Origin of the sequence: Arthrobacter sp. MYb23 (assembly GCF_002979775.1) — a bacterium.
In the GTDB taxonomy this organism is placed as follows: domain Bacteria; phylum Actinomycetota; class Actinomycetes; order Actinomycetales; family Micrococcaceae; genus Arthrobacter.
Genome location: NZ_PCPR01000006.1, coordinates 112,537 through 124,245, shown reverse-complemented (window position 1 = coordinate 124,245; position 11,709 = coordinate 112,537). Strand labels below are relative to the sequence as shown.

Here is an 11,709-nt window from a genome sequence, read left to right as displayed (position 1 = left end):
ACATCATCCCGGCGTTCCGCGGAATCGTAAAGGGTCATTACGATGCGCGATCACTGGAATTTGCCCGTCCAGAAGCTGGACGGCAGGGGCTACTTGGGCATTGCGAGATTGAGTGCGTTCACTATCGCCTTGGCTGCCCGGACAACTTCGCGATCGGTGACGGTGTACGCCGTGGGATCGTTGCCGTCCTGGGCACCGAGGGAGATGGTGCCCTCCCCAAGGGTGGAGACGGTCTTCTTGGCGGAGAGGTGAACGGCTGACAAACCGGCCCTGTGCATCGCGGGGATGTCATCCAGGGTCAGTCCTCCACCGGCCATGATCTGCAGGCCGTTCCCGGCACGTGCTGCCATGGTGGTCAACGTGGACAGTCCGGCTCCCGCCGTGGCTGCGTGGCCCGAGGTGAGGACCCTGGTGAAGCCCAGATCCAGCAGCCGCTCCAGGGATTCCAAAGGGTCCCGTGACTGGTCAATGGCTCTGTGGAAGGTGAGCTCGGCTTCCGGGTTGGCTTCCCTGGCCGAATCCACCAGGCGCTGGATCGCGTGCACGTCTACGTCTCCGGACGGAGTGAGAGCCCCGACTACCACCCCGTGGGCTCCCTGGACCAACAGGTGCCGGATTTCATGCACCATGGTGTCCACATCAGATGCCGAGTACCGGAAATCACCGGGCCTGGAACGGATCAGCGGATGAATCTCCAAGCGCCCGTCCGCATGCTCCATGCTGGCCTCCATGAGACCTTGGCTGGGTGTAATACCTCCCAGTTCAAGGCTGCTGCAGAGTTCGATCCGGTGGGCTCCCTCGGCAGCGGCCGTACCTGCACCCGCAGCGCTGACCACGGCAATTTCAAGTTTCATGGTGAAACTCTACGCGGAGTTTTTGTACAGCTGAGGCCCTTAAGACGGCCCTTTGAGGGCATCAGCTGTACAAAAACTCGTCAGGCTTGGTACTTCTCCAGCTTTTCCTTTTGCTCCGGTGTGAGCCTTAGGACCCGGCCCGTGGCCTCGGCGACGAAGGCCAGGTGCGTGCTGGCTTTGACGCAGTCCTCCCGGGTGACCGGGTCCTTGATGACGTAGTGGAGATCAAAGCTGGCGCCCTTGATGGCACCGACCCAAATCTGCACGACGGCCGGAATGTTGCGGTATTCCAGCGTCCGGACGTAGCGGACCTTATGCTCCACTACGAGGGTCATGGTGCCCTCTTCAACATCGTTGAACAGGGCAGCCGGTGGTTCCAAGCCGGGAAGGCCCGCACCGCGTGGTGGCCCGAAGGCTGCGATGCGGGCTTCCTCAAGCATGCGGACTATCTGCACATTGTTGATGTGTCCGTAGGCGTCCATGTCACCCCAGCGCATGGGCACGAGTACCTCAATGCGCCGGGGCGATACGGACTCCGGGGTCGTCACTCCAGTGCTCAGTGAATCCGTGCTCAGCTGTGCACCGCCGTCGAGTCATCCACTGCGGCGTCTTCCTCACCAGCGAACTGGGACATGTACAACCGGTAGTACGCACCCTGCAGCGTGAGCAGGTGGGCATGGTTGCCCTGTTCCACGATCTTGCCGTTCTCCATCACCAAAATGGTGTCGGCGTCGCGAATGGTGGACAGGCGGTGGGCAATCACGAAGCTCGTCCGGTCCGTGCGGAGCGCGGCCATGGCCTTCTGCAGCAACAGCTCGGTACGGGTGTCCACGGAGCTCGTAGCTTCGTCCAGGATCAGCAGCGACGGATCTGACACGAAGGCACGGGCGATGGTGATGAGCTGCTTTTCACCGGCGCTGACGTTGTTGCCTTCTTCGTCGATGATGGTCTGGTAACCGTCCGGGAGCGCCCGCACAAAGCGGTCCACGTAGGTGGCCTTGGCCGCCTCCATGATCTGATCCTCGGTGGCGTCCAGGTTGCCGTACTTGATGTTGTCGTAGATGGTCCCGCCAAACAGCCAGGCATCCTGCAACACCATGCCCACCTTGGACCGCAGTTCTGCGCGGCTGAGGTCCTTGATGTCCACGCCGTCCAAGGTGATCCGGCCGGCGTTGAGCTCGTAGAAACGCATCACGAGGTTCACCAGCGTGGTCTTACCGGCACCGGTGGGGCCAACAATCGCGACGGTGTGACCAGGTTGTGCAGCAAAGGAAAGGTCCTCAATAAGCGGCTTGTCCTCCACATAACTGAACGAAACGTGCTCAAACTCCACGTGGCCGTCGGTCTTGGAGGGCAGGTGGCGCGTACCGTTCTCTTCAACTTCTTCATCGGCGTCCAGGAACTCGAAGACGCGCTCTGCGGAAGCAACACCGGACTGCAGCATGTTGGCCATGCCGGCAATCTGACCCAGCGGTTGGGTGAATTCACGCGAGTACTGGATGAAGGCTGTGGCATCGCCCAGGCTCATGGAGCCCGAGGCAACACGCAGGCCACCCACCACGGCAATGCCGACGTACGCAAGGTAGGACACGAAGTTCATGGCCGGGAAGATCACGCCGGACACGAACTGTGCACCGAAGGAGGCCTTGTAGAGTTCCTCGTTCTTCTCGTCGAAACGCTCCAGCATGTCAGCATCGCGCCCGAAGACCTTCACGAGGTCGTGGCCGGAGAACGATTCCTCGATCTGGCCGTTCAGTGCGCCGGTGTTCTTCCACTGTGCCGCGAAGAGCTTCTGGCTACGGGCACCAATGACGCCCGCCACAATGCCGGACAACGGCAGGGCGATCAAAGCAATCAGCGCCAATTCCCAAGACACGATGAACATCATGACCGTGATGCCCAGGACAGTGAGTACTGAGCTGACCAGTTGGGAAAACGCCTGCTGGAGGCCTTGCTGGACGTTGTCGACGTCGTTGGTCACGCGGGACAGGATGTCGCCACGCTGGCGGGTGTCGAAGTAGTTCAACGGGAGCCTGTTGAGCTTGGCTTGGACGTCATTACGGAGCTTCTTGATAACCCGCATGACGATCCTGTTGAGCAACCAACCCTGGGCCCACAGGAAGATGTTGGCCACAAAGTACATGAGGAGCACGATTGAAATCAGGAACGTCAGCTTGGGGAAGTCAATCCCGTTGGTGAGTTCCATCTTGGAGACCATGTCCGCGAAGTTGCCCTGGCCCTGCTGACGCATGAGTTCCACGAACTGCTCCTGGGAGACCCCTTCAGGGATCTGCCGGCCCATGACGCCACCGAAAATGACGTCCATGGCGTTACCCAGGACCTTGGGGGCGATCACGTTGAGGACCACCGAGACGATGACGAGGCCGATCACGATGTACACGCCCACAGCCTCGGGCTTCAGCAAGCCCATGAGTCGCTTGGCGGACGGCCAGAACTCCTTGGCCTTCTTTGCCGGGACGTCACCGAACATGCCGCCGTCAGCTTCGGAGGGGACGTATTCCTCTTCGACGAAGTCCTCATCGTCGAGCATTTCAGTTGCCACCTCAGCCTCGGCTGTTGCCTTGGCGTCCTTCGCGGCTTGAGCCTTCGCAGCCCAGCCACGCTTCTTCTGCTGGTTCTGCTCGCTCATGCCACTTCCTCCACGCTCAGCTGGGATTCAACGATTTCCTGGTAGGTGGGTGACGTCTCCAGCAGTTCCTCGTGCGTTCCGCGGTCAACGATCCTGCCGTTATCCAGCACAAGGATCTCGTCCGCGTCCGCGATGGTTGAGACGCGCTGGGCAACGATGATGACCGTGGCGTCCCGGGTCTTGGCCTTCAAGGCCTTGCGCAACCTGGCATCGGTAGCGACATCCAACGCGGAGAAGGAGTCATCAAACAAGTACACGTTCGGTTTGGTCACCAACGCCCTGGCAATGGACAGCCTCTGGCGCTGGCCGCCGGAGACGTTGGTACCGCCCTGGGCGATGCGCCGGCTCAAGCCGGATGACTTTTCTTCCACGAATCCCTTGGCCTGCGCCGTCTCCAACGCATCCCACAGTTCTTCGTCCGTGGCGTCGGGCTTGCCGAAGCGCAGATTGTGCTCGATGGTCCCGGAGAACAAGTACGGCTTCTGCGGCACCGCTGATACCCGGCTGGTGATCTCCGAGGCGTCCATCTTGGTGACGGGTACGCCGTCGAGCAGGACGTCACCGGAGGCGACGTCGTAAAGCCGCGGCAGCAGCGAGACCAAGGTGGTCTTGCCGGCGCCGGTGGAGCCAATGATGGCCAGGGTCTTGCCGGGCTCGGCGGTGAAGGAGATGTTACTCAGCACCGGCGCCTCGGCACCGGGGTACTTGAAGGTGACATCGCGGAACTCCACGCGTCCCTTCTTCTCGGCCGGCACCACCGGTGAGGTGGGGTTGTGGATGGAAGGCTCCACGTCCAGAACCTCGCCGATGCGGTCTGCACAGACGGACGCACGGGGAATCATCATGGCCATGAACGTGCCCATCATGACGGCCATCAGGATCTGCAGCAGGTACTGGAGGAAGGCAGTGAGCGCACCCACCTGCATGTCGCCGGAGTCCACCCGCTGGCCGCCGAACCACAGGACGGCTGCAGTGGACAGGTGCAGGATCATGCCGATTGCAGGGAACATCAGGACAAACAGGTTGCCGATCTTTACCGACACAGCGGTGAGATCTTCATTGGCATCCCCGAAGCGCCTGGCCTCGTGGGGTTCACGCACAAAAGCACGGACCACGCGGATACCGATGATCTGCTCGCGCAGCACACCGTTGATGGCGTCGATCTTGGTCTGCATGGACCGGAACAGAGGCATGAGACGGACTACGAGGTAGCCCACAACGGCCACCAGGACAGGGACTGAGACCCAGACCAGCCAGGAAAGGCTGAGGTCCTCACGGAGCGCCATGATGATGCCGCCAACACACATAATGGGAGTTGAAACCATGAAGTTCAGGCCCATGAGTACCAGCATCTGTACCTGCTGGACGTCATTGGTGCCGCGGGTGATCAGCGTGGGAGCACCGAAAGTGTTGACATCCTGAGCGGAAAAGCTGCTGACCTGCCTGAAAACGCTGCGGCGAAGGTCCCGACCGATGGCCATGGCCACGCGGGAGCCGAAGTACACGGCGATGATGGCAGTGAGCACCTGTCCAAGGGCGACAGCGAGCATGAGCGCACCGGTCTGCCAGATGAAGTCAGTGTCTCCACGGGAAACTCCCTCATCAATAATCCTGGCGTTGAGGCTGGGGAGGTAGAGCGTGGCGATGGTGGACGCCAGCTGAAAAATCAGCACGGCCACAATCTGCGGCAAATACGGCTTGGAATAGCGCCGTATAAGGGTGACAAGCATGCCCACGGGTCCTTAGAAAGAGTGCGTGAATGAGATAAGAGAAGTGTCGCAGCCGGGGCTGACAGTATTAGCCTCCCTACTCTACGAAATCCGTTGCCCCGGCGAAACAACTTACGCAAAAGATCATCCCAGCGGAGTAGTTCATGTGCCGTGGATGCTCCCGCTGGGGCAAGGACGCTGGCCTGCAGGAACGCAGCGCCCCGAAGACAAGGCGACACAGCAGAGCGCCGGCTGGTTTCCCAACCGGCGCTTCACATTGCGTGGACTTAGCCTGCGTGCTTCCCGTGCTCGGAGCGGGCCTCAACACCTTGGAGCAGCAACAGCGCCATGCGTTCCTGCTGCCTGCGTTCGCGCTTGAGTTCCTTGCGGACAGCGGCGAGTTCCTCGGCGGTTTTGGCTTGTTGCTCCGCGATGGTTTGCTGCTCCCGCAAGCGGGCCTGCAGTTCCACGTTGGCGCGGCTGAGCTGCAACTGCTGTTCTGCCAGAACGTACTGGGTACGGGACAACTGCTCCTGGACTTCCTTCACATCAGACGTCCCGTGCGGCCGTTCCTGGGTGAGGATCCGTGCAAACTCGAGGTCAAGATCGGATCCGGACTCCGGGTTCGGAACCTGACGATCTCCCATCGGAATCTGGCGATCCCCAGCCGATCCCTGCCGGCCGCCCACCGGAACGGAAGGGTGGGCACCCAGGCGGTGTGCGCCGTCGTCGTCCGCTTTTACTGCGTCCAGGGACGAGGTGTCCAGCGACATTCCGGCGTCTCCCGAGGCGGTGGCTATGAGTTCCTTTTCGGGAGCAGCATCAACCGTGCGGCGCAGCGGACGTTCCTTGATGAACAGCACTGACAAGAGGGCCACCACGCTGATGATCGCGGAGATCAGGAAGATCTGGGCAGTTGCGTCGCCGTAGGCAGCACGCATGATCTCGGCGACGGGAGCGGGCATATCGGCAAGGTCCATACTGGCTCCGGAGGCGCCGCCCTGGACGGGAATTCCGGCGGCGGCCATGCCTTCAACGGCGAGGTCCTTCACATGGGTGGACATGATGGCACCGAGCACGGAGACACCAATCGCGCCACCCACCGAGCGGAAGAACGCCACCGAGGCACTGGCGGTTCCAATGTCCTTGGCCTGGACGGTGTTCTGCACAGCCAGCACCAGGTTCTGCATCAGCATGCCCAGTCCCAGGCCGAACACTCCGGTGTAGATGGCCACGATCCACAGTTCAGTGGTGTGATCCATGGTTCCGGCGAACGCGAGGCCGCCAATGAGCAGGACGGAGCCTGCAATCAGGAACCTCTTCCACTTGCCGAAGCGGCTGATCAGGATGCCGGACGCGACGGAGCCGATCAGGTTGCCGGCGATCATGGGCAGCGTCAGCAGGCCGGCCTCGGTGGGTGTGGCACCGCGGGCAACCTGGAAGTACTGACCCAGGAAGGTGGACGAGCCGAACATGGCGATGCCGACTGCAACGGAGGCAACAATGGCCAGGGCCGTGGTGCGCTCGGAGATGATCTTGAGCGGAATGATGGGCTGGGCGACCTTGGTTTCCACGAAGACCAGCACTGCAAGCAGCGCCACGCCGCCACCCACCATGAGGGCGGACTGCCAGGAGAACCAGTCGTAGTAGTCAGGGTTGCCAGCGAAGGAAACCCAGATGAGGAGCAGGCTCACGCCGGACGTCAGGAGGATGGAACCGAGCCAGTCGATCTTGGCAGGGCGCTTGATGTGCTCGATCTTCAGGGTCACCTGGAGCAGGATGAGCGCGACGACGGCGAGGGGCACGCAGACGAAGAACGTCCAACGCCAGCCCAGCGGGCTGTCAACGATGAAGCCGCCCAGCAGCGGGCCGCCGGCAGTACCTACGGCCATGACGGCGCCCATGTAACCGGAGTACTTGCCGCGGTCACGCGGCGGAATCATGGAGCCGATGATCGCTTGCGCGAGGGCGGTGAGGCCGCCCATGGCCACGCCTTGGATGACGCGGGCGGTCAGCAGCAGCGGAATGGTTTCAGAAAGACCCGCCATGACCGAGCCGGCCACGAAGATGATGATGCTCAGCTGGACGAGGAGCTTCTTGTCGAAGAGGTCCGCGAGCTTGCCCCAGATGGGGGTGGTGGCGGCGTTCGCCAGCAATGCGGCCGTGATGACCCACGCGAAGTCGGTTTGCGTACCCTTGAGCTCGGACATGATGGTGGGCAGCGCGTTGGCAACAATCGTGCTGCTCAGGATCGCTGTGAAGAAGGCTGCAAGGAGCCCCGTGAGGGCTTCCATGATCTGCCGGTGCGTCATAGGTGCTGCGGCTTTGTTGGCCGCGGAGCTGACTGAGGCGTCCGCCGCCTTGGTGTTCTGAACTGCTGGTGTGGCCATGGTGGCTCCTAAGCTGTCTGGTGTGTTGTGATGGAGCCGGCCGCCGTTGCCCGGATTGAGTCCTTGAGGGACGCGGTGAGTTTGTTGATGACCTGGGAGGCCTCGAGGGCGTCAGCCTCGCTCCAATCCGCCAGGTAATCGCGCAGTCTCACGCTGCGTTGTTCTTCAAATTCGCGCAGTTTCGCTGCGCCCTCCTCAGTAAGGGCAAGGAGCTGGGCCCGACCGTCCGCGGGATCGGGCCGCCTGACCACAAAGCCAAGATCCTCGAGTTCGGTGATGTGCCGGCTGAGGACCGGTGCGCTGACACCGAGGCGCGTGGCCAGGTGCGTAGCGCGGGTCTCCCCCTCGCCGATGAAGCGCATCACCCCTTGCACAGCCATCCCGACGTCGGGAACGCGGGACATGTGGGCGGTCACCACACAGCGCAGCGTGCGCTGGAGATCGAAGATTTGATGCACAAGATCGGTTGCCGTGGCAGAACCAACGGACATGGAAGACACCCCTCTTTTTGTTTGCCTAAAGCAACTATAACTCAGATTGATTGCTTTGGGAAACTAAAGATGAGTGTGCAGGCGTCCGCCGCGAAAACGCGGGAAGAGTGTCAGACCGCCGGAGAACTCCGGCGAATTCGACGGTTTCCCGCGAACCCGGTGCAGATCCAGCCTTATCCGGCCAGGTGAATCGCCGCCTCAATGACCTCATCCACCCTGCGTGGCCGCGTGATCCCCGGGGGCACGGCAGCGACGAGCCAACTCTCAGGGAGATCGTCCTCAATGGGCACCAGGGCAACTTTGGCGTCCGCGTAAACAGGCGCGACCCCCGGCCACGCGTGAGTCACGGAGATAGCCCTTCCACTGGCCACCACGCCGCGGATGGTCTGTGCCACCACGCTTTTCCAACGAACCTTCGGCTCTACACCCGCCGAGAGGAACATGGCTGTGACGCGCTCGGCACTGGGCGGCACGTCGAAGAGAATGACATCCTCGCTGGCAAGGTCGGCGAAGCGTAGCGACGCCCTTCCTGCCAAAGGGTGGCTTGCAGCGAGCATGAACTGCGGACGCGATTCCACTACCTTGACCACATCCACGCCCGGCACCACCTGAAGGGAGTAGACAAACGCGAGGTCCAGCTCACCCTCCCCCACCGCCTTCTGCAGGTCTTCGGCAGCGCCCTCCACAAAGTCGAGCTCCACCTCGGGCCATTTCTCCGCGAAATAGCCGATGAGTTCCGGGATCACCCGGGGCGAAATGGCCACCATGCAGCCGATAGACACCCGGCCGCGCATCTCTTCATGGGACCGCATCAGCACCCCGGCCTGCAGATCCGCCGTTTCCCCGAGGATTCGCCGGGCACGGATGCCGAGTTCAAGTCCCGCCGGCGTGGGCTCCACCCTCTTCGCGCGGGTCCGGATGAGCAGGTCCAGGCCGAGGCTTTTTTCCAACTGGGCGATCGCCATTGAGGCAGCGGCCTGGGAGATGTTGCTTTCGCTCGCAGCTTTGGTGAGGGAGCCATGATCGAGCACCGCCACAAAATACTCGAGCTGGCGCAGGGTGAACTCAGCCATCAGTTCTCCTTATGAACTTCTTTGAATTGATTGATTATACAAGCGCAGTGAGCCGGGCCACACTGGAGAAAAGCCAACGTCGAAGGAGACACCCGTGACACTGACGTCATCCCTGAAACCGCACATCGTCACCCTGGGGACCGCCGGCGGCCCCAGATGGTGGGCGGCAGCAGATTCCGGTGAGCGCACCGGAATAGCCACCGCCGTGGTGGTGGGAGAGGCCTTCTACCTGGTGGATTTCGGCCAAGGCGCCGGACGCAGGCTCAGCCAGTCAGGCCTGGAACTCAAGGATTTGAGGGCGCTCTTCATCACCCACCTCCACTCGGACCACGTCTATGATCTGGCCGGCCTGGGCATCTTTGGCCTGTACGCCCTCGCAGACCGCACCCACAACCCGGTAAGAATCATTGGACCCGGAAACCGCGGTGAGCTGCCCCCGGTGTCGCCACGCGCCGTCGTCGATCCTCTGCCTTTGGCGCCGGAGAATCCGACGCCGGGCACCCGCCAGATGTTCGAGCAACTGATGGCCGCTCACGCCACGGACCTCAACGACCGCATCCTGGACAGCCTGCGGCCCAGCCCCCTGGACATCTTCAAAGCCGAAGACATCCGGATCCCTGCACAAACCGGCTACCACCCCAACAACAACCCGACGCCGGACATGGAACCGTTCGAGATCTACCGCGACGAGCTGGTCACAGTGACCGCCATCCTGGTGGAACATCCTCCAGTGGCGCCAGCCTTCGCCTTCCGCTTCGATACCGCAGAAGGTTCCGTGACCATCTCCGGCGATACTGCCTACACGGAAAACATGATCACCCTGGCCCACGGCACGGACCTGTTGCTGCACGAGGCCATCGACTTCGACTGGGTGGAATCGCTGTACGCCGATAAGACCGACGACGGCAGCCGGGCCGCCCGCGACCACCATTACAAGTCCCACACCAGCGTCCGCGAAGCAGCGAAGCTGGCAGATGCCGCCGGCGCCAAACACCTTGCCCTGCATCACCTGGTGCCCGGGCACGCACCCGCGTCCGTGTGGCTCGAAGCCGAAGAGCACTTCACCGGAAAATTCACCGTTCCCAACGATCTCGACGTCATTCCGTTCGCGCGCCAGCGCTGATGCGCGAACCCCATCCCCGGAACCGAGGAACCACATGAGCTCAGCACCATCCCAGGACACCCTCCCTGAAGCACCCGGCAGCGTGCCTGAAAACTCCATGAAGTCCAAGGACATGCGGCGCATCCTCGCGTCCAGCTTCATCGGCAGTGCAATCGAGTACTACGACTTCATGCTCTACGCCACTGCCGCGAGCCTCGTCTTCAACAAGGTCTTCTTCGCAAATCTTGGCCCCGGCTTTGCCCTCTTCGCATCTTTCGTCACCCTCGCCGTCGGGTACGTGGCCCGCCCCCTTGGTGGCCTGATCTTCGGACACTTCGGGGACAGGCTGGGCCGCAAAAAGATGCTGGTGCTCTCCATGCTCATCATGGGCTTCGGCACCACCATGATCGGTTTGCTGCCCACCACAGCCCAGATCGGGATTGCCGCACCCCTTGCGTTGGTGGTCCTCCGGCTGGTCCAAGGCGTGGCAGTGGGCGGCGAATGGGGTGGGGCTGCGCTGATGGCCATCGAACACGCACCCAAGAAGCACAGAGGTTTCGCTGCGGCCTTTGCCAACGCCGGCGGTCCGGCAGGAGCCATCCTTGGCACCCTCGCACTGTCCCTGTTCGCAGCACTGTCCGGTGACGATTTCCTGGTTTGGGGTTGGCGGGTACCGTTCCTGCTCAGCGCCGCGCTGATCGCTGTTGGCATGGTCATCCGCCTCAAAGTGTCCGAAACACCCGCTTTCCAGAAACTTGAAGCAGAGGGAGCCAAGCGTCGGGTGCCCCTGTTCGATGTCCTCAAGAACAACCGCCGCGCCGTGATGCTCGGTTTGCTCGCCACCACGGCCTTCTACGTATGCCAATCGATGACCACGGTGTGGGGCGTATCGGTTGCCGTGGAGAACGGTGCCGACAAGAACGGTGTGCTGAACATCAAAGCGTTCGCGGCGTTGCTGACCTTGATTATCTGCTTCTACTCGGCACGACTCAGCGACAGGGTTGGCCGGCGTCGGGTCCTCATCGGTGCATCCCTTTTGGGCGCTGTCCTTGCTTATCCCATCCTGTTGCTCATCGACAACGGGGAACTGTGGGCCTTTGCCTTGGCGATCGTGTTGGGCAACGGCTTGGTGCAAGGCTTCCTCTACGGTCCTATCGCCGCCTACGTGGCCGAACAATTTCCCACCCGCAACCGCTACACAGGTGCTTCGCTGGCGTATCAAGGTGCCTCGATGGTGGGCGCCGGCTTCACACCCATGATCGTCGCCGGCCTGAGCCTCGCAGCCGGCGGTGGTTTGTGGCTCATCGCGATCTTCTGGATCGCCACGATGCTCGCCGCAGTAGTTGCCGTGAAACTGACTGCCGAAGGCACTCAACGCGAACTCGACTAACTGTATAAAGCAGCCAGCCCCCGCACGGATCACCGTGCGGGGGCTGGCTG

General features: G+C 61.9%; 9 protein-coding genes. 2 read left to right on the top strand and 7 right to left on the bottom strand.

Annotated elements, in window-relative coordinates:
• Positions 1 to 89 precede the first annotated feature (89 nt).
• The 7 genes from CQ020_RS09275 to CQ020_RS09245 all read right to left on the bottom strand — a co-directional run bounded on the left by CQ020_RS09275 (position 90) and on the right by CQ020_RS09245 (position 9,167).
• Entirely contained in the window at positions 90 to 854 is a 765-nt protein-coding gene (locus CQ020_RS09275) for a copper homeostasis protein CutC (RefSeq protein ID WP_105691583.1), read from the bottom strand.
• Between the two features lie 80 nt (positions 855 to 934).
• Positions 935 to 1,351, bottom strand: a complete 417-nt coding sequence (locus CQ020_RS09270) for a thioesterase family protein (RefSeq protein WP_105691582.1) — start codon at positions 1,349 to 1,351, stop codon at positions 935 to 937.
• 74 nt (positions 1,352 to 1,425) lie between these two features.
• Positions 1,426 to 3,504: an ABC transporter ATP-binding protein gene (locus CQ020_RS09265; RefSeq protein WP_105691581.1), complete on the bottom strand. Its 2,079-nt coding sequence runs from the start codon at positions 3,502 to 3,504 to the stop codon at positions 1,426 to 1,428.
• Positions 3,501 to 5,234 (bottom strand): ABC transporter ATP-binding protein, encoded by a 1,734-nt coding sequence (locus tag CQ020_RS09260; protein WP_105691580.1) that lies wholly within the window; start codon positions 5,232 to 5,234, stop codon positions 3,501 to 3,503. Before CQ020_RS09260 ends, CQ020_RS09265 begins: the two co-directional genes overlap by 4 nt.
• 266 nt (positions 5,235 to 5,500) lie before the next feature.
• On the bottom strand, positions 5,501 to 7,603 hold the full coding sequence (locus CQ020_RS09255; RefSeq protein WP_105691579.1) for an MFS transporter: 2,103 nt from the start codon (positions 7,601 to 7,603) through the stop codon (positions 5,501 to 5,503).
• 8 nt (positions 7,604 to 7,611) lie between these two features.
• Positions 7,612 to 8,094, bottom strand: coding sequence for a MarR family winged helix-turn-helix transcriptional regulator (locus tag CQ020_RS09250; RefSeq protein WP_105691578.1), 483 nt, complete (start codon positions 8,092 to 8,094; stop codon positions 7,612 to 7,614).
• Between the two features lie 173 nt (positions 8,095 to 8,267).
• Complete coding sequence (locus CQ020_RS09245) at positions 8,268 to 9,167, bottom strand: LysR family transcriptional regulator (RefSeq protein WP_105691577.1); 900 nt, start codon at positions 9,165 to 9,167, stop codon at positions 8,268 to 8,270.
• 94 nt (positions 9,168 to 9,261) lie between these two features.
• Between CQ020_RS09245 and CQ020_RS09240 the strand changes: the two genes are divergently transcribed.
• A complete protein-coding gene (locus tag CQ020_RS09240) occupies positions 9,262 to 10,290 on the top strand; it encodes an MBL fold metallo-hydrolase (protein ID WP_105691576.1) in 1,029 nt (342 codons plus the stop codon).
• A 34-nt stretch (positions 10,291 to 10,324) separates the two neighbouring features.
• Positions 10,325 to 11,659, top strand: coding sequence for an MFS transporter (locus tag CQ020_RS09235; protein ID WP_105691575.1), 1,335 nt, complete (start codon positions 10,325 to 10,327; stop codon positions 11,657 to 11,659).
• The last annotated feature ends 50 nt before the right edge of the window (positions 11,660 to 11,709 follow it).